Source organism: Dyadobacter sp. SRI_021 (genome assembly GCF_057586235.1).
Genome location: NZ_JBYCZM010000002.1, coordinates 127,649 through 150,049, shown reverse-complemented (window position 1 = coordinate 150,049; position 22,401 = coordinate 127,649). Strand labels below are relative to the sequence as shown.

The following is a 22,401-nucleotide window of genomic DNA, read 5'->3' as shown; positions in this document are numbered from 1 at the left end:
TTCATAACAGGGGCAGGCAGGATTGATTTCATACAAAAGTTTCAGATATTGCCGGTTACTTACCGAAACCGGCCCTCTGAATCACCTTGTATGAATAAATTCTACGCTTGCCTCTTCTTCCTTTTTCTGGGAACGGGCTCTTATGCCCAACAAATTGAAATCACGGCCACGTTTCCGACTATCTGTCTCAATGCGGCGTACGAGCTACCCGTGAACATTACCGGGCAATTCAATGCGAACAACGCCTTTAATATCGAACTCCAACCGGGCTACAACAACAGTACCATCACCTTACCGGCAATTTTCCAGGACGGCAAGATCAGGTTCACCGTTCCGGGGACAGCCATTGAGAAGCCTACGGCCGCGAAACTGAGGATAGTATCGACGTCCCCCGCCGTAGCCTCGGAATGGAACAACAGCACACGATTGCTCGACAAAGGCAATGTGACGCTTACCGTCGCGGGAGAAGACACGGTAAACCGGTACGACAATCTTGCGATCCGTCTTCAGGGCCGCAGCAATTCCTATTCCGAAATTGTATTGAGTAATGGAAAAATGTATGCGTCCTCCGGTGAACTTTCCCATCCTGTCCTGGATTTGGCCCCCGTGCTCCTGCCCGAAACGCCGGAAGTGCTGACGATCAAATCCGCCAAAAACGGGTGCGGCCTGATGGCCGCAGACGGTCAGGTGAGCATCGGGATCAACACGAACTCATTGAGAACGACATTCATAGGACCGGTTTACACTTGCCCCGGCACCGATATCAAATTGAATGCCTCGTTCGATGGCGGTGTGCTGCCGGCGACGATGCGTTACAAGATCCGGATCACGGAATCGAGCACAGAAGGCCAGGCTATCCCTGGCGCCCGGTATTACGATCTGCCAGCCACCATTGAAAATAACCAGCTCACCGCCCGCATACCGGACGATTTCAAAGTAAGTCGGCGCACGTTTTTTACTGCCAGGGTCGTTACCGAAAGCCCGTTCAATGTCGGCTCACCCGGAAGCGCGGTGTTTGCCATTACACCCAAACCGCTGGTCAAGCTGGCAGTCCCCGACCCGACAACCATTGAACCGGGAAAGCCCGTTTTCATTAAATACACCTACGCCGGCCCCTTCCCGGCGAGCATTACGCTCAGCGACGGCACCCAGATCTACGAGACAACGGTGTTCGATGACTCGATCAGTTCAACCATTGAAAGAATGCCCTCCAAAACCACCGACTATACGGCCGTTTCGGTCGAATCGGGTTGCGGCGTACATACAATGCAAAACCAGAAAGCCGCCCGCGTGAACGTTAAGGACGGATTGGTACTGAGCGGATTGAAGTCTCAGAAAATATATTGTGAAGGAGAAACCGTACGCCTGAAATATACTTCCAATGTTGCCATCCCTGAAAATGCGGTGTTTACAGTGATCTTTACCGACCGATCGAAAAGCGAGACAGTGGTAACCGCGCAGAGAACAGGCGGCGAATTAGCATTTAAAATACCCGCGTTCAACCTGGGAAATAGCTACCGCGGCGATGCTTTTTCGTTTCAGGTACATTGCAGTGCACCCGCATTGACATCCATTCCTGTCACTTCCGTTACAATTCAAACGAAACCGGATGTCTTGTGGACGTCGGCGGAAACCACTTCTTTTCCCATGCCTGCTAACCCTACTGTCCGGTTCTCCATACTGGGCGGACCGCCGTATTCGGTGGAATCTATGGATGGAAGCGTGCAGCATTACCTTTACGTCACTACCGGATACACCACGCTTTTTGTCCCAAAAACGGGGGATTACGGGATCAAATCGATTAGCAACTCCTGCTTCACGAACCCTTCACCAACGAAAGTCCGGCTGAATGTAGCGAACGAGTCGCCTGCAACGCCTTATATTTCCGTCAATGTAAAACAGCCTTACCATTGCGCAGCGGATACGCTCGAACTCGACATTCGCTCCGGCGGGGACTTCGGCGCTTCCAATGCATTTGTAGTGGAAGGTTCGGTGTACGGTTGCTGTGATTTTAAAACCCTGTCGGCGGCACCTGCTAACGGGAAATTGCGGTTTGTGATCCCCGGCCTTTCCCTGCGTAATCCGGAAGAGGAAATCACTCTCCGCGTTTCATCCACCAGCCCGGTGGTACACAGCCGGCTCTTTGTCCTCGACCTGGCCTACCCTATCAACGAGGTAAAACTCCGCTTCCCGGGTCAGATCGACACTGAGCCACTGATCACGCTGGCGCGTCCGGTAAGGGGTATTGTCGAGGTGAACGACCAATCGCTGAAATCGCTTGTGATTTCGGACGGGAAGAAAGATTCGACCGTTATATTCCCGGAACGTGCTTTCTATTACGACGTCTACGTTTCGCCAAAGGTGGGCGACAACGTTTATACCATTAAGTCTATCACATCGGTATGCGGCACGAAGCCGGTGAATGTTTCTCAAAACGTTCATATTATGCCCTACCGCATCGACTATCCGGTTTCCTACGACAGGCCTTATGTGTGCACGGGCAGCGACTTCTACGTGCCGTTCCTTGTAACCGAAGGCGCGCGTACCAATGCCACTTTCGAAGTACAGCTGCTAAAAGGGAATATTTTCGGCAAATACAGCGTACTGAGTCTTCCATCCCGCCCGGCTTCCAACGGTATTGTGGCCACGATCCCCGACACCGTAACCGCAGGCGATTACTTCATCAGGGTCGCATCCAGCGACGGCGCCCATTCGCTGGGGCGTGCGTTCCAAGTAAAATCGCCTCCCAGCGCGGTCATCACTGCACCTGGTTATCCGGAAAATCAACCCATAACCGTTACCGCGGGCGAACGGCTGGATCTCCGCATTCTCATTAAAGGCTCCACCCCCGTCCGTGTGATTGCAGACGGGCTCGATTACACCGAATATGACTACCCCGAGCTCGCCCCCTCCTATTATCCGACCCGGAACACCGATTATACGATCAAATCACTCAGCAACGGTTGCGGTGACGGAAAAATATCCGGTTCGGTCCGCATACTGGTGCCTCCCGTGCTTACTGGCAATGTGATCGGCAGCAATTTCTGTAAAGGCCCGACGCTTCCCATCCAGTACGCGCTGAAAGGTGAAGCCGACCTCGCAGACAGCTACATTTATTTCGAACTCAAAAACCAGGAAACGGGCGTTCGCTACGTACTCGACTCGACGAAAACCCTGTCTGGCACTACAAATATCCCGATGTTTCCCGGTGTCCGGGGCGGTTGGTACAAGTTCCGGGTAACGGCGCCGAAATATGGCCTTATAAGTGAGTCCGATTTCCTGGTAAAAGACATCCCGGAACTGGTGCTATCCGGAAGTACGACAATCAATCCGGGAACGGACGCCTACATTTCTTTGACCGCCGCCTTCGCCGACCATCAATGGGTCAATTACAAGCTCTCCGACGGGACATCCGGCCAGTTCTTCGCCATTAGCAGGGAGGCGGTCGTAAAAGTCTCGCCTAAGCAGACGACCACCTATTCCATCGTGTCCGCCAGCAACGCCTGTGGCACCGGCAAGGCCTCAGGGCAAGCAACGGTAACCGTCAATGCGCCAGCCGATCGGACCATCAATGTTACAGGTATCAACAATCTCTCCTACTATTCCACAGGCTGCGCAGGCGATTCGATCCAGGTTAATTTCTCGACTACTGGTGCATTTTCTGCCCAGAACAGGTTTACCGTTCAGCTATCCGATCCGGTGGGTACTACCTTTACGGACATTGGTTCGGGAACTCGGTCGCCCATTACGGCATATCTGCCGGCGAACCTCGCGAGCAGCAAAGACCGCCGCATCCGCATTGTCGCGGCGGAGCCCGGCACTGCCAGTAGCTACTCTCCTTATCCTGTGAGTATCCGTATCCGGGCTACCGCAAAATTCAATACAGATGTTATTTATTACCAGGCAGGAAGCACCCCCAAAGCGGTGATACTGCTTACCGGTGACGGGCCATGGCAATACAGATATGCCAAAGGCGGGAACCGGGTAAGTTTGTCGGGCGCGCTGCCACAGGACACGATCATGCTTGATGGGGCGAATGCGGGTGACGAATACAAGTTGGAATATGTCGGCAATGTGTGCGGCGACGGTAGCATACAATCCCCCTCGACGGTACGGATCGAAGTGATTTCAGCCGTTAAGAACGATCAGGTACCGGTTACCGTGTTTCCAAACCCCGCGAGCGACGCGATCATGATCACCAACACAGGCCAACGCGGGAAATTCGTTGAAATGTTTAATGCGGCGGGTACGTTGGTATTGAGAAAAGCCCTCCGCGGCGAAAGGGAAGTAATCGACATCCGCACTTTGCCGGCTGGCAATTACTTCCTCAAAATCGGGGATGGCAAACAGACAAGCAGTTTCAGGGTATTCAAATATTGATAGTACCTTAGAGGCGACTATTAACCCGGTAATTTTCAAAACACCATGTCCGCAAATCCCTGGCTGGCTGCTATCAAACGCATTCTCGCATTATCTCAAACCGGCCTGGCCTTTCAGCCCGGCGAATACGACCGCGAACGTTACGAAGAAATCCGGCAGATCAGCATCGACCTGCTCGCCCATATCAGCAACGCACCCGTTGAACAGATTATCAGCCTCTTACCCCACGAAATCGGTTATGTGACGCCGAAAGTGGATATCCGCGCGGTGATTTTCCGGGGTACCGACGAGATCCTGATGGTGCAGGAAAAAATAGATAACGACCGCTGGACATTGCCCGGCGGCTGGGCGGATGTAGGCTACACGCCTTTTGAAGTGGCCGTGAAGGAAGTTTTCGAGGAAACAGGCCTGCACGTAGAAGCGGTACGGCTGCTGGCGGTATTTGACAAAAGCAAGCACGACCACCCCGAAGAACCCTGGTACGTTTACAAATTCTTCATCCTATGCCGGATTACCGGCGGTGAAATTCTCGAACAAACCAATGAAACTTCCGGCGTGAGCTGGATGAAGTTCGGGGAGCTGCCCGGACTGGACCTGTCGCTGAACCGGGTTACCTATACCCAGATCGCCGAGTTACTCCCCTTTGCCGCCGATCCGGGTTTGCCGGTTTTATGTGACTGAAAGGTGATGAAACATTTCCTGAAAACTTTGAAGCAAATTTAAAAACAGCTCCTTTTTCAATTGATATAAATACCTCAAAAACAAATAGTTAAAAACAAATCCGTTTTCATTTAAAATTTAAAAACATTTGGTACGGATTCTAAAATAGATCGCCCGGAGAGCCGGTAGCTTCGTCAGAAATTAATTCAACAATCATGACAAGCAAAAAGGTAATCTTCTGGGCATTCACAGTCGCGCTGGGCGGTTTTTTATTCGGTTTTGATACCGCGGTCATATCGGGCGCGGAGAAGTCGATCCAGCAATTGTGGGGCCTCACTACGGTGCAGCACGGGTTCACAGTTTCCATCGCATTGATCGGCACCGTCCTCGGGTCGCTCACCGGCGCCATCCCATCCGAGCGTTACGGGCGCAAGTACACGCTCTTCGCCATTGCTGTCCTTTACCTGTTGTCATCGATCGGTTCAGCACTCGCTTCCGACTGGATTTCCTTTCTCATTTTTCGCTTCCTCGGCGGCATCGGTGTCGGCATTTCGTCGGTTACCGCTCCATTATATATTTCCGAAATATCCCCCGCCAATTCCCGCGGCCGGCTGGTGGCCATGTTCCAGTTCAATGTCGTTCTGGGCATTCTCATCGCCTACCTGTCCAACTTCCTGCTCGTGGGCATAGGCGACAACGACTGGCGCTGGATGCTGGGCGTGCAGGCGTTCCCGTCGCTGGTTTTCCTGATCGCCATTCTTTTCGTCCCCGAAAGCCCCCGCTGGCTGATCGTGAAGCGCGGCAGAGTCGATGAAGCGCGGCAGATATTGTCCGTCGCCAATGGCGGTATCGACGTGAGCGGCATTGTGTCCGACATTCAGAATTCAGCTAACACGAGCACCCAGCCTAACAGCAGCGTTTCCATTTTTTCTTCCCAATACAAGTTACCCCTGGTACTGGCGCTGCTTTTTGCCTTTTTTAACCAGGTTTCGGGGATCAATGCCATCATCTATTACGCACCGCGCATTTTTGAAATGGCGGGTCTGGGTAAAAGCTCTGCCTTACTGTCGTCTGCTGGTGTGGGTTTGGTCAATTTCTGCTTCACATTCATCGCCATTAACCTCATCGATCGTTTCGGTCGCCGCACGCTGATGTTCATCGGGTCGTTCGGGTTGATCGCCACACTGGGGCTGGTAGCACAGGCATTTTATAGCGGTAACTTGGGCGGCTATGCAGTACCGGTATACCTGTTCATTTACATTGCTTTCTTCGCATTGTCGCAGGGCGCGGTGATATGGGTATTTATCTCAGAAATTTTCCCTAACCAGGTACGTGCTGCGGGCCAGTCGATGGGGAGCTTCATGCACTGGCTGCTGGCGGCGGTAATCGCATTCACATTCCCCTACATCGCCGAAACGCTCGGCGGCGGCAACACTTTCATGATCTTTTGCGGCATGATGGTACTCCAACTGCTGTTCGTGTGGAAGCTCATGCCCGAAACCAAGGGGACTTCCCTCGAACAGATCGAAAAGACATTAATCCTTCACTAAAATCTCCACTTTAAACAATACCATATGACACCGAAACTGACTGTTTTTGGAGAAGTGCTCTGGGACGTGCTACCTGATGCACGCCTGGCCGGCGGGGCTACCATGAACGTCGCCGCACACCTGCAGCGCTACGGCATGGACGTGGCCTTCATCAGTCGCGTCGGGCACGACGAGCTGGGCGCGGAGCTGCTCGCATTCATAGCTGAGCAGGGCCTCGATACCCGGTGGGTACAAACCGGCGAAACGCATCTGACCGGCATTGCCAAGGCCAATGTGTCAGACAGCAACGAGGTTACCTACAAAATCCTGCACCCGGTGGCCTGGGACTACATTCAGTTCGACGCCGCCGCTGCACAGCAGGTTTCCGAAAGTGATTTCTTCGTGTACGGCACGCTCGCCGCACGTGACCGCACTTCGCGCGAGACACTACTGCGCTACCTGGGCTCCGCCCCTGTACGGGTATTCGACGTGAACCTGCGCCCTCCGCATTACTCGCGCGAACAAGTACTGGAACTGCTGGGCTTTGCCAGCATTGTCAAAATGAACGAGCATGAGCTGCGCGAAGTAACCGGCTGGCTCACGACCTTCGAAGATGAAAAGCAGGCCATGGCCTATATTCTCGACCGTTTCAAACTGGATGTGTTCGTGCTGACCTGCGGGGCAGAAGGCGCCATGGTATTGACCGGCGGCGGCGAATTCCATCAGCATCGCGGCTTCACAGTGGAAGTGGCCGATACCATCGGCAGCGGCGACGCATTCCTCGGCGCTTTTCTGTACCAAACCGCCACGGGGCACTCGCTCTCCGATTCCCTTGAATTTGCCTGCGCCGCCGGTGCGTTCGTAGCCGGTAAGGCTGGCGCCTTGCCCGCATTCTCGGAAACCGACATTCAGGATTTCATTCATGCTCAACAGCAGTCGATGCTGCCTATAATCCACTGATTACCAATTCACGCTCTTTAATCGAAAACATTATGAGAAAAATTTTACTGCTGGTGGCCCTCGCGGTCGCCTGCGTGATGCAACTGCCCGCCCACGCGCAAAACAGGGCGCAGATCAAGGGCGTCGTCAAGAGTATCGACGGCGAGCCGCTTCCCGGTGTGAACGTCCTCGAAAAAGGGACTTCCAATGGTGCCGTTACCGATGTTTCAGGAGCTTACAGCATCTCGCCTAATGCAAATGCCACATTAGTGTTCTCCTACATCGGCATGCAAACGAAGGAAGTAGCCGTGGGCAATCAGACGACTATTAACGTTACCCTCGATTACGACCAGAAAAGCCTCAACGAAGTGGTGGTAGTAGGTTATACTTCTTCCAAAAAAGAAGACCTGACCGGCGCCATTGCCGTGGTGGACATGGCCCCTTTGAAAAACATCAGCTCCGGTAACCCGATGCAGGCATTGCAGGGCCGCGTGCCGGGTTTGTATATTGAAAAAACCGGCTCGCCGAATGGTACCAACTCCCGCATTCTGATCCGCGGTGCGAATACCCTCGGCAATACCGACCCGCTCTACATCATCGACGGTGTGCCTACCAAGCGCCCGGAGGTGTTCCAGGGACTGAACCCGAACTCGATCGAATCGATCCAGGTGCTGAAAGATGCCTCGGCGTCATCCATTTACGGGTCGCGGGCTTCCAACGGGGTGATTATCATCACCACCAAAAACGGCGCGAACAGCAACGGTAAGATCAATATCGATTTCAATACGAGCATTTCGACGCAGTCGGAGAAATATGCGCGATTCAAAATGCTGAATGCGGTAGATCGCGGACGGGCATTGTGGCAGGCTTCGGTGAATGATAAAGTGAATCCCGAGGACGGTTACGGCGCATTGTACCAGTTCGACTGGAATAAAGACTTCACCAATCCCATATTAAATGGTGTAAAAGTACAGCCGCTCGTGGGTGGCAACGCCAACATGCCTGCCGGCGATACCGACTGGCAGAAAGTAATGTACAAGACCGGAATCGTGACCAACAACGAGCTCACGATCTCGGGCGGCAATGGTACTTCTTCATTGCAAATCAACCTGGGTTATTACAAAAACACCGGTATGCTCCGCTACACCGATTACGACAAGATCAGCGGGCGCATTAACGGGCTTACCAGCGCGTTCGACGGCAAACTGAAAATCGGGGCGAATATGCAGCTTGCCTCTTCCAACGAAACCCTCGCTTCGACCGACATTGGCGGGGCTGCCACGCCCGGCCTGGCGGTTACCCTCGCACCGACCATTCCGGTATATGCCAAAGACGGCTCGTGGGGCGGTGCCATCGGCTCGGGTTACTCCGACCGCAACAACCCACTCCACATGCAGGAGATCAACAAATGGGACAATGCACACCGGCTTACGCTGTTCGGTAATGTGTTTGTGGAAATTCAGCCATTCAAAAACTTCTTCCTCAAAACCAGCCTCGGTGCCGATAATGCGGCCTACCGCTTCAAAAACATCGAACAATCCTTTGAAGAAGGCTCATTCGGCCGTGCCAACAACAGCCTGACGATTGACCAGAACCGCTACCTGAGCATAACCTGGTCCAACACCGCCCGCTACAACCTCGACCTCGGCAACAACCACTTCAAGTTCCTTGCGGGTATCGAAGCCATTAAAAACGACTCCGATTTTGAAATAGCCCGGAAAGAAGGCTTTGCCGTGCAGACCAAGGAGTATTTTGTATTGAATGCAGGCACAGGCAATACCAACGTGACCGGCTCCGGCTCGGGCAGCAGGCTGCTTTCGCAGTTCGCCCGCATCGACTATGGCTTTTCGGACCGCTACCTGGCCGCGATCACCATTCGCCGCGACGGCTCTTCCCGCTTCGGTTCCGCGAACGCGTACGGTATTTTTCCGGCGGCTTCGGTGGGCTGGCGCATCGATAAAGAGCAGTTTTTCAAAGGCGTAACCAAGATAAGCAATCTGAAACTGCGGGCCGGGGTCGGCAGGGTTGGTAACCAGGAAATCGGTGACCTCGCCCGCTTTGGATTGTACGATACACGTTACGGCGCACGGCAATCCCAGTTCCCGAACGGTCATAACAGCTTTTTCGACCAGTTCTATAATATCGGCACCGCCTACGACCTGAACGGCGCCAATACGGGCAATTTGCCTTCCGGCTTCGTGTCGATCCAGGGCGCTAATCCTAATTTGAAATGGGAAACGACCGATGAAGCGAACTTCGGGCTCGATTTCGGACTGTTCGACGGTATGATCCAGGGATCGTTCGACTACTTTACCCGCAAAACCAGCGACATCCTGATCACTCCGCCGGTAGCTTCCGCCGTGGGCGAAGGCCAGCTGCGCGTATTGAACGGCGCGGCCAAGTCTAACAGAGGTTTTGAGTTCTCGGCAGGCTACTATGCCCGTCCGAAAGGCGATTTTACCTACAACGTGATGGCTGGTGTGAGCCGCTTCCGCGACAAGATCACCGCCCTGCCCGAAGAAGTGCGCGCCGCGTACCCGGGTAATGCGATCCAGACGATCCTCGGCCATTCGCAATTCGATTTGTTCGGTTATAAAACCAATGGCCTCTTCCAGAACCAGGCCGAAGTGGACGCCGCTCCCACGCAGGTAGGCGCAGGCCCGGGCCGTATCCGCTATGTGGACACCAACGGCGACAAGCGTATCGACGACCTCGACCGTGTGTTCTTCGGTACTACTCTGCCTGCATTCGAATACAATTTGAAAGTGGAGGCATTCTACAAGTCGTTCGACTTCTCGATCTTCGGCTCAGGCATCGCCGGCCGGAAGGGTTTCGATATTTATACTTTCTATAACAACTTCATCCGCGGCCGCGAGAATGTAGGGCCGGGTGTGTTCGATGCCTGGTCGCCGACCAATACAGGTTCCAAAATCCCTGCTTTGTCGCTTTCCGATGCCAACAACGAGACGCGTTCGTCGGATTATTTCAATGTGAATACTTCCTATTTCAAACTGCGTAACATCCAGCTGGGCTACGCGCTGAATCCGGAGCTGATCCAGAAGATAAAACTGCAACGCGTGCGGATGTACCTGATGGCCGAAAACCTGTTCCTGATCAAATCAAAGCAGTTCAGCGGCCCGGATCCTGAGCGGACGGACATCAACGCCATCCCAATACCACGGACTTTCACATTCGGTTTGAACATTTCTTTCTAATCCTGAAAAAGCGCATTGTTATGAAAAGCAAATACCTATTCGGTCTGATCGCCAGCGGCACGTTGCTGATCACCACCTCCTGTAACGACTTCCTCGACTACCAGCCGCAAGGGTTGCTGTCGTCGGAGAATATCAAATCGGCCTCCGCAGCGGAATCGCTCGTGACGGCGGCTTATGCCGGCATCGGCAACGACGAAATGATCGGTCCCATGACGAGCATGTGGGTGTACGGCAGCGTGCGCTCGGATGACGCCTACAAGGGCGGCGGCGGTGTGTCCGACGTGGCGGAAATCGATTTTTATGAGCACTACAACCTCACCCGTCCCGACTTCGGCTGGATGCACCCCTACACCTGGGAGAATTTTTACAAAGCCATTTCCCGCGCCAATGCGGCGCTCACAAGCCTGAATGCATTGACCGACGCGGAATTCCCGCTGCGTGCCACCCGCATCGCCGAAATGCGTTTCCTGCGCGGCCACTCACATTTTATGCTTAAAATGCTGTTCAAAAATGTGCCTTACATCGATGAAAAACTGTCGAGCGACGACATTCTGAAAGAGTCGAACGTACGGTACAACAACGACGAGCTCTGGAACAAAATCGGGGAAGATTTTCAGTTTGCCATCGATAACCTGCCGCAGAAACAGGCGCAGGTCGGCCGGGCCAACAAGCTCTCAGCCTCCGCTTACCTGGCCAAATTGCGCCTTTTCCAGGCCTATGAGCAGGATGCCAACCACAAAGTGACAGGCATTAACAAAAACCGTTTGCAGGAGGTGGTAACCCTGACCCAGGCTGTAATCGCGTCGGGCCAGTACAGCCTGCAACCCGATTTCGCAGAGAACTTCATTGCCGAAACGGAGAATGGCCCCGAATCCATTTTCGCGATCCAGTATTCGATCAACGACGGCACCGCCGCAGGCCGCCTCAGCTACGTTACCGGCCTCAATTACCCGCATGGCGCGCCGCAATACGGCTGCTGCGGCTTCCATCAGCCGAGCCAGAACCTTGCCAATGCTTACCGCACCGACGCCAACGGGTTGCCGCTTTTTGAGACATTCAATGACAAAAATGTGGATTTCAACACCGAAACAGTCGACCCGCGCGTGGACCATACCATCGGTATCGACGGACACCCCTACAAATATGACGCTACCAAGCCATTCAGTAACAGCTGGGTGCGTGATCCGGGTGTGTACGGCTTCTTCCACACCATGAAGGAGCAGCAGCTGGCCACCAGCAAGTCGTACCACAAGGAAGGACCGTTTATCGGCAGCTCCAAAAATATCGACATTATCCGCTACGACGACGTGCTATTGATGCAGGCCGAGGCATACATCGAGCTAGGACAGCACGCGCTGGCGTTGCCACTCATCAACCAGATCCGCAAACGCGCGGCGGCGAGCACCGGACGGTTGAAAAAGACGGACGGCAGCTTTGCTTCGAAGTACAATATCAAAGAATATTCTGCTTCCGGGTGGACGCAGGATTATGCCAGAAAGGCGCTCCGCTGGGAAAGAAGGCTGGAATTCGCGACCGAAAGCCCGCGTTTCTTCGACCTCGTGCGCTGGGGCATTGCCGAGCAGACATTGAATGCTTATCTTGAAAAAGAGAAAGTAAGAAGGCCATTCCTCGCAACAGCCAAATTCACTGCGGGAAGAGATGAATACCTGCCCATTCCGCAGCGGGAGATCAGCTTTACGAAGGGGATTTATGTTCAGAATCCTGGTTACTAAATTTAAATATGCCACGAAGACACGAAGATACACGAATGGCCTTCGTGCTAATTCGTGGCTTCGTGGCATAAAACAGACTATGAAAAAACTCTTAATACTCGCCGCCCTGCTAACTTCGCAGCTAACACAAGCTCAGGACGTCCCTGAAAAGTACCGTCCCCAGTTCCATTTCTCCCCGAAAGCGTACTGGATGAACGACCCCAACGGGATGCTGTTTCACAACGGCACCTACCATTTGTTCTATCAATATTATCCGGAGGCCAAAATCTGGGGCCCGATGCACTGGGGCCATGCCACGAGCAAGGATATGGTGCATTGGAAAGAGCAGCCCATTGCACTCTATCCCGACAGTCTCGGCTACATTTTCTCCGGCAGCGCCGTGGCCGACGTGAACAATACCTCCGGCTTCGGGAAGGATGGGAAAACGCCGCTGGTAGCGATTTTTACGCACCATAACCCTGTTTTGGAAAAGCAGAAAACCGGTCGCCACGAGTACCAGAGCATTGCATACAGCCTCGACGACGGCGTTACCTGGACCAAATACAGCGGCAACCCGGTACTACCCAACCCCGGCATTACCGATTTCCGCGACCCGAAAGTGCGCTGGTATGAGCCGCAGAAAAAGTGGGTAATGACACTCGCCACCAAAGACCGCATTACCTTCTACTCCTCTCCCGACCTCAAAAGCTGGTCGAAGGAAAGCGAGTTTGGCGCGGATGCAGGCGCGCACGGGGGTGTGTGGGAGTGCCCGGATTTGTTCCCGCTCACACACGAGGGCAAACAAGTGTGGGTGCTCATCGTGAATATCAACCCCGGCGGCCCCAATAAGGGCTCGGCGGGGCAGTATTTCCTCGGAGATTTCGATGGGAAAACATTCACCGCGTATTCCAAAGAAACCAAATGGCTCGACTGGGGTGCCGACAACTACGCCGCTGTAACCTTCTCCAACACGGGCAACCGCACGCTCCTGATGGGCTGGATGAGCAACTGGCAATATGCCAACCAGGTACCTACCGACCCCTGGCGCAGCGCCAATACCATTTCCCGCGAACTGGGCCTTAAAGCCGTGGGGAAAGAACTGTACATGACTTCCATACCCGCCAAGGAACTGGAAGGCATCAAAGGCGAGGGTTATTCCAAAAAGAACCTGGCCGTGAAAGCGCCGGTCGACCTCGCGCCTAAGGGCGGAAATGCGTCGGGTCTGTTCCGACTGGATCTGAAAACCGCAACGGCCAGCGATTTCGAACTCATACTTTCCAATAAGGAAGGGAATGAGCTCCTGATCGGTTACGACAAGGCAAGCAATCACTATTACATCGACCGTACCAAATCGGGTAAGATTGATTTTGAGGCAGGTTTCGGGCAAAAACACATCGCCCCGAGAATGTCGAAAGATGGCAAGATTGCATTGACGCTCGTTGCCGACGTAGCCTCCGTCGAACTTTTCGCGGACGGAGGACTGACTGTGATGACCGACATTTTCTTTGCCGACACCCCGCTTTCGGGGCTGAGTATCAAATCTGTAAAAGGCATTCAGATAGAGGAAGTACAATACAACACATTGAAACCCTCGATCGAGTAGCCCCGGGCAGTAAAATAGAGCTGTCGGGGTGGTAATCCCCGGCAGCTCTATTTTGTATTATATTTGAAATACAATTTATTCTATGAGACTCGCGCTGATCGCTTTCCTGTTGCTGACGCTGTTTACCGGCTGTGCCGAAAAACAGGGAGATGCGTATATCATCGGATTCTCCCAATGCACCGGCGACGACGAATGGCGGCGTGCCATGCTCGACGGGATGCAGCGCGAGCTCGCATTTCACAACAATGCAAAGCTGATTTTCAAGGATGCGCATGCCAACAGCGCAGTGCAGGTAAAACAGATCGAAGAATTGCTCCGGAGCGGCATTCAGCTACTGATCGTTTCACCCAACGAATCGGACCCGCTTACCCCGGTGATCGAAAAGGCCTACAAAAGAGGTATCCCCGTGGTGGTGGTTGACAGGCGCACTTCTTCGCCTTACTATACCGCGTACGTCGGCGGCGACAATTACCAGGTCGGCAAAACCGTGGGCGAATATGCCAGTACATTGCTGGGCGGCAAGGGCAAAATGATCGAAATTACCGGCCTGCCCCGCTCCTCGCCCGCCTCCGACCGCCACCGCGGCCTCGTGGACGCGCTCGCGACCCGGCCCGGCATCCAGCGTGTGGCTACCTTGAATGGGCAATGGGAAAAGGATATTGCCAAAAAAGAACTGCGTAAAGCCCTTCCAAACTTCCCTGATCTCGACCTCATTTTCGCTCAAAACGAAGTAATGGCCATGGGCGCCCGGGAGGTTTGTAATGAAATTTTCCCAGAACGGAAGATCCGCGTGATCGGCGTCGACGGGCTGCCGGGGCAATTCGGGGATATTCAGATGGTGTATGACGGCCATATTACCGCCACCGCCTTATATCCCACCGGAGGCGAGGAAGCAGCGCGGGTAGCGATGAACATCCTGCAAAAACAGCCGTATCAGAAAGAAAACCTGCTTCAAACGGCTATTATCGATTCGTCGAATGTGCGGATGATCAAAATGCAGACCGACAAGATGATCTCCCAGCAGAACGACATCGAACGCCAGCAAGCGCGGATCGACGAACAGCTGGAAATTTACCAGACCCAGCGCGGGTTACTGTACGTTATGACTGGCCTGTTTATCGTTTCGATCATCCTCGGCTCGGTCGCATTGTATTCGTTAATCGAAAACAAGAAGATCAATAAAGAGCTGAATTCCAAAAACACCGAAATCCTCATCCAGCGCAACCGCATTCAGGACATCGCCGAAAAAGCGCAGGAAGCGACCGAATCCAAATTCAGGTTCTTTACCAATATTTCGCACGAATTTAGGACACCGCTGACGCTCATTCTGGCGCCGGTGGAAGAACTTCTCAGGCAGAAAAACGAGAGCCCGGCAGTTAAAAAGAACCTTTCCCTGGTCCAGAAGAATGCGAAGCGGCTGCTATGGCTCGTAAACCAGCTCATGGATTTCCGCAAGATCGAAAGCGGCAAGATCCGCTTGCAGGTTACGGAAAACGACATCGTCGCATTCATCAGCGAACTAATGCTGCCCTTTGAACAGGTCGCGAAAAAGCGAAGGATCGATTTCCGGCTGATCACCACGCTCAACCGGCTGAATGTCTGGTTCGACCGCGATATGATGGATAAAGTGTTGTTCAACCTGCTTTCGAATGCATTTAAATTTACCGCCGACTGGGGGCATATTTACATTCATATCAGCCATTCGGCCGATGAAGTGACATTCAAAGTAGAGGATAACGGCTCGGGACTCAGCGAGGCCGATATGGCTGGTGCATTTGAAATGTTTTACCAGGGCAAAAATTCCATCAAAGGTACGGGGCTCGGTTTGCCGCTTTCGCGCGAATTTGTGGAATTACACCAGGGCACCATCACCGCCGACGGCAAAAAAGGCGAGGGTGCTATTTTCACCGTCACATTACCGCTTGGGAACGCTCATTTCCAACCGGAAGATATCGCTGATCCCACGGTCGGAACCATCGAAAAATCGGTCGCCTGGACGGACACTGGCATGGAAACGGCCATTCAAACCGACCTCACAGAACATAAGGACCTCCCTACCCTGGTCGTGATCGAGGATAATGAAGATCTGCTCGGTTTCATGACAGGCCTTTTACAAAACCAATACGAAATCATCACCGCCACCGACGGTAAGGTTGGGTTGGATCAATGCTTCGACACCGTCCCCGACCTCGTCATCTGCGACGTAATGCTGCCCGGCATGGACGGCTTGCAGATCACCTCCGCCCTCAAAGCCGATATGCGCACCTCACACATTCCCGTGATCCTGCTTACCGCCAAAAATACGCCCGAGCAGCAGGTCGAGGGTATGCAGGCCCGTGCGGATATGTACATGACCAAGCCATTCAGCCCCCAATTCTTGCAGGAAAGCATGCGGAGCCTGCTGGCTAACAGACAATTGCTGCAATCCACACAAGTTGGCCGGAACATCGGCGACACCGAAACCGGATTATCCCGCCTGGACAAGAAGTTCGTCAACGAGCTCCGTGCGCTCATCGTCTCGCGCCTCGACGACCCCACCCTCACCGTGGAATCCATCGGCAAGGAAATGGGCCTGTCGCGGGTGCAGCTCTTCCGCAAAACCAAGGCATTGCTCGGCGGCGGCACCAACGACCTCATTCTTAATCTCCGCCTCGAAAAGGCCTGCGCCTTGCTCCGCAACCCCGATCTGACCGTCGCTGAGATCGCCGACCAGACCGGATTTACCTCGCAGAGCTATTTCTCCACGGTCTTCAAAACCCGCTTCGGGGTGTCACCGAAGGATTGGCGATTGGTGAAGAGTTGAAACGTACATGGTGGTATCGCAGATAAATACTATTTTGCCGCCCATTTAAACACATCTGTTATTAAACCACTATGAAACGTTTCCTCTTTTCTCTCGCAGCCACATTATTTCTGTTTGCAGGAGCATCCAACGCCTTTGCGCAAGGCCTTTCAGTTGAAAGCCTGCTCGACAAGGCAGTATCACTAACACAAAAAGGAGACAAAGCCGGAACGGCTGACGCGCTTACCCAGGGAGTTTCCGCTTTGGAAAAAGAGGCCAAATCCTCCGATGGCAGCCTGAAAGACAAGCTGCTGGGCAAGGCTGGCGACCTTAAAAGTATGATCCCGCTGGCTTCGTCGGGCAAACTGTCTGGCGGTGCGCTGGGCAAGGTGGTTAACGCCGTAAAAATGCTGATCGGCGCCAATCGCATTAGCGGATTGCTCGGAAAAGGCGAATCCGGCCTGCTGGGCAATGCGGCGGGACTCACAAGCAGCCTTGGGCTGATCAAAGCAGGAAGCTCTATTTTGGGCGGCTCCAACCAAACCAAACTGAACGGGTTACTTGGCGAGGCTACCAAAACTGTTTCCGGTCTTGACAAAAAAGGCCCTGCGGCCAAGTTGGCGGCTGCGGCATCGTCGAAGCAGTTGGGCAGCATTGTAAGCCTCGTCAGTTCCGCGCTGTAATTTCGACGCTTGCTTCATGCAAGCCTGGGGCCAAGTAGTCTCGTAATGTTCCTGATAACGTTTATCGCTACCCGTCAATCCCTGGCGGGTAGCTTAGTTTTTAGCCATACTCCCGCTCCGGTATTCCTTCGGCGACATTTTGTTGATTTTCTTAAAACACCGGTTGAAATAGGAAATATTGGTGTAACCGCATTCCAGCGCAATTTGCGTTACCGGCAGGTCCGACTGCTGCAACAGCTTGCAGGCAAATCCGATACGCACCTCATTGAGAAAATCGGAGAAGGTACGGTTAGTCAGCGCTTTGAAAAACCGGCAAAAAGAGTGCAGCTGTAAACCTGCTACCGACGCGGCCTGTTGAAGGGTAATATCTTCCTTGAAATTCTGCTGGATAAAGTGCATCAGTTTCGGCACGCGACCGGACGTCTGGCTGGTGTAGCTGGCAATAGGGTCCGGGAGATTGAGCCAGACGAGCTCTTCCGGGTCGAGCAGCTGATCGAGGATTTGCAGGAACGACGCCAGCATGCCTACCTGGCGATTTTGCTGGGCCAGCATTTGCTTTAAAATGTGGATGATGAGCCCCTTTTTTTCCCCGCAAATGCGGATTCCCCGCTCCGATTCCCTGAAAAACTGGCGTAACCCCTGGGTATCGGTCAATGCGCTCAAATGCTCGCAGATCATCTCCGGGTTAATATAAAGTGCCAGTGAAATGGCCTCGGAAGCCGGTTGGTCCGGTTTCGATTCGCTATACCAAACGTGGGGCACATTTGGACCGACGAATGTGAGATCACCTTCCTCAAACCGTTCGATCGAATGACCGATGATGCGGGTACCCGAGCCGGAAAGCACGTACACCAGCTGGCATTCCTTATGGAAGTGAAAATCGGTCGAAAAATACGGCCTGACGATCTTCTTGACCACAAAAGGCTTCTGCGAGGGCGCAAATTCCGGCAGCAGCGTGTAAGTCGCTTTCATCGGTTGGGAAGTTTGAAAAGTTACGCAAACATAGTATTACAAGTTATCAACCCGCCATTAACTTACAGGACTTATCACTCATAATTTTGTACAAATTCAGCAACAAACCAAGTACGCAAAATGTTGGCATCCAAATTTCCTGAACCCTTTTTAACGTCAAATTAAAATATAACACCGATAAACGCTCTTTTTAAGCACTATTACAAGGATTTACCATTTCATTCTATCAGACCGGCCACTCCTAATCAATACTGGTATCATATTGACATTTCGAAAAAACATGTACATTACCTCCATTGAAGTAAAAGACAAGCGGTTCGACCTTCCCGACGGGGTCGGTTCGGATGCGACACACACTACCCCGCAATACGCCTACGCCGTTTGCTGCCTGCGTACCGACTCCCCGGTTACGGGCATTGGCCTGGCATTCACCCTCGGCGCAGGTACCGACCTGGTTTGCAAAGCCATCGAGTATATTTCTGTGGCATTAAAAGGCCGGGAAATCGAGGAACTGATGGCCGACTTCGGCACCGAATACCGCCGTATGGTCGATTCGCCTTCCCTTCGCTGGCTAGGACCTCACAAAGGCGTGATCCACCTTGCGTTGGCGGCCGTCGTAAATGCGTGTTACGACCTCTGGGCCAAATCGCGGCAAGTACCTTTGTGGCAGTTACTGCTCGACCTCACGCCCGCACAGCTCGTGAACACGCTCGACCTTAGCTATCTGGAAGAAGTCCTCACCCGCGACCAGGCCATTGCATTGCTCGAAAAGCATTTGCCGACACGAAACGAGCGCACCAACGTACTTTCAACCGGTTATAAGGGCTACGATACGTCAGTGGGCTGGTTCAACTATCCGGATGAAAAGATCGTCGCGAATACCCGCAAGGCGATAGATAACGGTTTCAATGCCATGAAGCTCAAAGTAGGTTCCGACGATCCGGGGCGCGATATCCGCCGCGCGACGCTGATCCGCCGGACCGCAGGCGACGCTGCGACCATTATGGTCGATGCCAACCAGAAATGGAACCTGCCGCAGGCATTGCATGTCTGCGAAAAACTCGGCGATATTAACCCTTTCTGGATCGAAGAGCCCACCCACCCCGACGACGTGATAGGCCATCAGGCCATTGCACTCGCCATTGCGCCCTTCAAGGTGGCTGCGGGCGAGCATATTCCTAACAAAGTAATATTCAAAAACTTTTTACAGGCCAGGGCGATGGACTTCTGCCAGGTAGACGCGGTGCGTGTCGGCGGCGTGACGGAATTCCTTACAATCAGCCTGTTAGCACGTCAAATGGGTATACCCGTAGTGCCGCATGTAGGCGATATGGGGCAGATCCACCAGCACCTGGTGCTGTTCAATCACATCGGCATGGGGCACGAGCATTTGTTTTTAGAGCATATTCCCCATTTGCGACCGTATTTTGTAAACCCGGCAGCGATCGCCGGCGGCTATTACCAGGTGCCTCAGGTACCGGGCAGCAGCAGCGATTTGAAAGACTGACACAACCAGGAACAGCATTATGAATCTGACCCATAAAACGATATTCATCACGGGCGGTGCTTCGGGCATCGGGCGCGAGTGCGTAATTGCCTACCTGCGTGCCGGCGCCCGCGTGAGCGTGCTCGACCGCAATGAAAACGCCTTAAACAAGCTGAAAGCGGAGTTTAGCAGCGACGTCCTGCTTGCACTGCCCGGCGATGTGCGGCAAAGGGAGAACATTAAATCTGCGATTGAAAAAACGATAGCCGCATTCGGCAGCCTCCACGTGATCCACAACAATGCCGGCATTGCCAGCCCGTCGAAGCCGCTGCATGAAACTTTGGAAGATGAGTGGGACGGCCTTTTCGATATCAACTTGAAAAGTGTTTACTACACGACCAAATACGGCTTGCAATACCTCCGACAAACCCGGGGCAACATCCTAAACACCAGCAGCATGGTGGGCGAAATCGGCCAGAATAACCATGCCGCATATGTGGCAAGTAAAGGCGGAATGAACGCGCTGACTAAGGCTATGGCGCTGGATTATGCCTCCTTCGGCATTCGTGTGAATGCGGTGTGCCCTGCGGGCGTGTGGACGCCCATGCTGCGGCAATGGGCGGGCGAGCAGCCGAATGCGGGCGAAATAGAACAGTACCTCGACGACATCCATCCGCTGGGCCATTGCCCCGAAGGCGACGTGATCGCCGATGTGGCGGTATTCCTCGTTTCGGACGCGGCGCGGTTCATTACCGGATGCATTATGCCCGTAAGTGGCGGGGCAGAATTAGGTTATAGAAGATAACATGGCAACAAAAAGAACCTGTATGGCCCTGGACCTGGTCGACGACGCCGATCTCATCGCGCTGTACGAGCACCATCATGCGCCCGGGAACATCTGGCCGGAAATCCCGGCCGGTATCCGCGACGCGGGCATTACCGACATGCAGATTTATCGCATCGGGCGGCATTTGTTTATGATCGTCGAGCACGACGACAGTACCGACCTCCCCACCGCATTCAACAAAATGGCTACCCTCCCACGACAGGACGAATGGGCCGCGTGGATGGGTACCTTCCAGCAAAAACTGCCCGAAGCCGCAAACGGCGAGCATTGGGCCACGATGAAACCGGTGTTTTTACTTAACGACCATTTGCCATGAAAAACAGCAAAGCCGTAGTGGTCCCGCTCCTGGTCGTGATGAGCCTGATGTTTATCTGGAACCTCAGCCGGAATATCAACGATGTACTGATCCCGCATTTAAAACGCGCCTGCCAGCTCACCGACTTCCAGTCGTCGCTTGTGCAATCGGCGTTTTTCGGCGGCTATTTCCTGCTGGCATTGCCGGTGGGGCAGTTTATCGGCCGGTTTGGCTACAAGGCAGGCATAGTTACCGGGCTGCTCACCGCGGCCGCCGGTGCATTCCTGTTCTTTCCCGCCGCCGACACCCGTTATTACCCGCTGTTCCTGGCTGCATTGTTCATCATGGCGGCCGGATTCACCTTCCTGGAAGTGACCGCAACGCCGTACATCTCCGTCCTTGGTGATCCGGACCGTGCTTCCAGCCGCCTGAGCCTTGCTTCGGCAGTCGGCTCGGTGGGTGCTACCCTGGGGCCCTTCGTCGGCAGCCGCTTTTTGCTGCACGCGACGGAAATAGCTCCGGAGACCGTCGCCGGATTTGATGCAGGGCAGTTGAGCAGCTATCTGAACGCCGAAGCCCAACTCGTCAAAACGCCCTATCTGAGCCTTGGTGGGCTGTTTCTGGCGATAGGCCTTTGGTTATATTTTATTAAACTACCCAATATAGAAGGCGAAGAAAGGCACGCAGGCGGCATCCGCGACATCTTTAAATTCCGCCACACCGTGCTCGGGGCGCTGGGGGTGTTCTGCTACCTCGGAGCCGAAGTGGGCATTGTGAGCTTTTTGATCCGCTACGCAAAAGTTTCGGGCATTCCGGGACTTACCGAGCAAAGCGCCGCCTTGTTTATCACATTGTATATGGCTTTGGTGCTCGCCGGACGACTGGCGGGAGCCTATCTGCTCCGCAAAGCCAACCCGCCGGCGATCCTGGCGTTCTGCTCGGTGGCAGCGCTGGCGTTGGTGGGCATTTCCATGACGAGTACGGGGTATATCTCGGTGTATGCATTGTCGCTGGTGGGGTTATTCACCTCCGTGATGTACCCTATCCTGTTCACGCTCAGCATTAAAAATTTAGGGATTTATACCAAAACAGGCTCCTCGCTGATCATTATGAGCATTGTAGGCGGGGCTGTGATCCCGCCTGTCATGGGACTGCTGTCCGATGGTTTTGGAATACAAAAGGCCTTTGTAGTGCCCGTACTATGTTACGCCTACCTCGTGTATTACGCACGCGTGGGCCACGTGACAGCGCAGGCAAGCGCAACGCAAGTTTGAAGCATGGATTTGAATTTTTAGATA

General features: G+C 53.6%; 14 protein-coding genes. 13 read left to right on the top strand and 1 reads right to left on the bottom strand.

Annotated elements, in window-relative coordinates; translation table 11 throughout:
- Positions 1 to 90: 90 nt before the first annotated feature.
- The 9 genes from AC2YIT_RS05975 (at position 91) to AC2YIT_RS05935 (ending at position 17,503) form a co-directional block, all read left to right on the top strand.
- A complete protein-coding gene (locus AC2YIT_RS05975; RefSeq protein WP_487278572.1) occupies positions 91 to 4,380 on the top strand; it encodes a T9SS type A sorting domain-containing protein in 4,290 nt (1,429 codons plus the stop codon).
- A gap of 45 nt (positions 4,381 to 4,425) precedes the next feature.
- On the top strand, positions 4,426 to 5,061 hold the full coding sequence (locus AC2YIT_RS05970; RefSeq protein ID WP_487278571.1) for an NUDIX hydrolase: 636 nt from the start codon (positions 4,426 to 4,428) through the stop codon (positions 5,059 to 5,061).
- A 194-nt stretch (positions 5,062 to 5,255) separates the two neighbouring features.
- The gene (locus tag AC2YIT_RS05965; RefSeq protein ID WP_430847370.1) at positions 5,256 to 6,590 is read left to right on the top strand and encodes a sugar porter family MFS transporter; all 1,335 of its coding nucleotides are present in this window, start codon (positions 5,256 to 5,258) and stop codon (positions 6,588 to 6,590) included.
- Positions 6,591 to 6,614: 24 nt separating this feature from the next.
- A complete protein-coding gene (locus AC2YIT_RS05960) occupies positions 6,615 to 7,529 on the top strand; it encodes a carbohydrate kinase family protein (RefSeq protein ID WP_487278570.1) in 915 nt (304 codons plus the stop codon).
- Positions 7,530 to 7,561: 32 nt separating this feature from the next.
- The gene (locus tag AC2YIT_RS05955; RefSeq protein WP_430847366.1) at positions 7,562 to 10,723 is read left to right on the top strand and encodes a SusC/RagA family TonB-linked outer membrane protein; all 3,162 of its coding nucleotides are present in this window, start codon (positions 7,562 to 7,564) and stop codon (positions 10,721 to 10,723) included.
- 20 nt (positions 10,724 to 10,743) lie between these two features.
- Positions 10,744 to 12,456 carry a RagB/SusD family nutrient uptake outer membrane protein gene (locus AC2YIT_RS05950; RefSeq protein WP_487278569.1) on the top strand — a complete coding sequence of 571 codons (1,713 nt, stop codon included), beginning with the start codon at positions 10,744 to 10,746 and terminating at the stop codon, positions 12,454 to 12,456.
- 79 nt (positions 12,457 to 12,535) lie between these two features.
- Positions 12,536 to 14,038: a glycoside hydrolase family 32 protein gene (locus AC2YIT_RS05945; RefSeq protein WP_487278568.1), complete on the top strand. Its 1,503-nt coding sequence runs from the start codon at positions 12,536 to 12,538 to the stop codon at positions 14,036 to 14,038.
- Between the two features lie 82 nt (positions 14,039 to 14,120).
- Positions 14,121 to 16,841, top strand: coding sequence for a substrate-binding domain-containing protein (locus AC2YIT_RS05940; RefSeq protein ID WP_487278567.1), 2,721 nt, complete (start codon positions 14,121 to 14,123; stop codon positions 16,839 to 16,841).
- A gap of 71 nt (positions 16,842 to 16,912) precedes the next feature.
- Positions 16,913 to 17,503 carry a hypothetical protein gene (locus AC2YIT_RS05935; RefSeq protein WP_430847358.1) on the top strand — a complete coding sequence of 197 codons (591 nt, stop codon included), beginning with the start codon at positions 16,913 to 16,915 and terminating at the stop codon, positions 17,501 to 17,503.
- Between the two features lie 93 nt (positions 17,504 to 17,596).
- Here AC2YIT_RS05935 and AC2YIT_RS05930 read toward each other — a convergent pair whose 3' ends face one another.
- Entirely contained in the window at positions 17,597 to 18,475 is an 879-nt protein-coding gene (locus AC2YIT_RS05930; RefSeq protein WP_487278566.1) for a helix-turn-helix domain-containing protein, read from the bottom strand.
- Positions 18,476 to 18,755: 280 nt separating this feature from the next.
- On the opposite strand from AC2YIT_RS05930, the gene AC2YIT_RS05925 reads away from it, so the two are divergent.
- Genes AC2YIT_RS05925 through fucP form a run of 4 tightly spaced genes read left to right on the top strand, consistent with a single transcriptional unit; the run spans position 18,756 to position 22,377 of the window.
- The gene (locus AC2YIT_RS05925) at positions 18,756 to 19,982 is read left to right on the top strand and encodes an enolase C-terminal domain-like protein (protein WP_487278565.1); all 1,227 of its coding nucleotides are present in this window, start codon (positions 18,756 to 18,758) and stop codon (positions 19,980 to 19,982) included.
- A gap of 19 nt (positions 19,983 to 20,001) precedes the next feature.
- Entirely contained in the window at positions 20,002 to 20,766 is a 765-nt protein-coding gene (locus AC2YIT_RS05920; protein WP_487278564.1) for an SDR family NAD(P)-dependent oxidoreductase, read from the top strand.
- Between the two features lie 22 nt (positions 20,767 to 20,788).
- Entirely contained in the window at positions 20,789 to 21,124 is a 336-nt protein-coding gene (locus AC2YIT_RS05915) for an L-rhamnose mutarotase (RefSeq protein WP_430847350.1), read from the top strand.
- The gene (fucP, locus tag AC2YIT_RS05910; protein ID WP_487278563.1) at positions 21,121 to 22,377 is read left to right on the top strand and encodes an L-fucose:H+ symporter permease; all 1,257 of its coding nucleotides are present in this window, start codon (positions 21,121 to 21,123) and stop codon (positions 22,375 to 22,377) included. The genes AC2YIT_RS05915 and fucP overlap by 4 nt, the downstream gene beginning before the upstream one ends.
- Positions 22,378 to 22,401: the final 24 nt, after the last annotated feature.

Coding starts and splice junctions, on each gene's coding strand:
- AC2YIT_RS05975 (WP_487278572.1), top strand. CDS start 91: ATGAATAAATTCTACGCTTGCCTCTTCTTCCTTTTTCTGGGAACGGGC.
- AC2YIT_RS05970 (WP_487278571.1), top strand. CDS start 4,426: ATGTCCGCAAATCCCTGGCTGGCTGCTATCAAACGCATTCTCGCATTA.
- AC2YIT_RS05965 (WP_430847370.1), top strand. CDS start 5,256: ATGACAAGCAAAAAGGTAATCTTCTGGGCATTCACAGTCGCGCTGGGC.
- AC2YIT_RS05960 (WP_487278570.1), top strand. CDS start 6,615: ATGACACCGAAACTGACTGTTTTTGGAGAAGTGCTCTGGGACGTGCTA.
- AC2YIT_RS05955 (WP_430847366.1), top strand. CDS start 7,562: ATGAGAAAAATTTTACTGCTGGTGGCCCTCGCGGTCGCCTGCGTGATG.
- AC2YIT_RS05950 (WP_487278569.1), top strand. CDS start 10,744: ATGAAAAGCAAATACCTATTCGGTCTGATCGCCAGCGGCACGTTGCTG.
- AC2YIT_RS05945 (WP_487278568.1), top strand. CDS start 12,536: ATGAAAAAACTCTTAATACTCGCCGCCCTGCTAACTTCGCAGCTAACA.
- AC2YIT_RS05940 (WP_487278567.1), top strand. CDS start 14,121: ATGAGACTCGCGCTGATCGCTTTCCTGTTGCTGACGCTGTTTACCGGC.
- AC2YIT_RS05935 (WP_430847358.1), top strand. CDS start 16,913: ATGAAACGTTTCCTCTTTTCTCTCGCAGCCACATTATTTCTGTTTGCA.
- AC2YIT_RS05930 (WP_487278566.1), bottom strand. CDS start 18,475: ATGAAAGCGACTTACACGCTGCTGCCGGAATTTGCGCCCTCGCAGAAG.
- AC2YIT_RS05925 (WP_487278565.1), top strand. CDS start 18,756: ATGTACATTACCTCCATTGAAGTAAAAGACAAGCGGTTCGACCTTCCC.
- AC2YIT_RS05920 (WP_487278564.1), top strand. CDS start 20,002: ATGAATCTGACCCATAAAACGATATTCATCACGGGCGGTGCTTCGGGC.
- AC2YIT_RS05915 (WP_430847350.1), top strand. CDS start 20,789: ATGGCCCTGGACCTGGTCGACGACGCCGATCTCATCGCGCTGTACGAG.
- fucP (WP_487278563.1), top strand. CDS start 21,121: ATGAAAAACAGCAAAGCCGTAGTGGTCCCGCTCCTGGTCGTGATGAGC.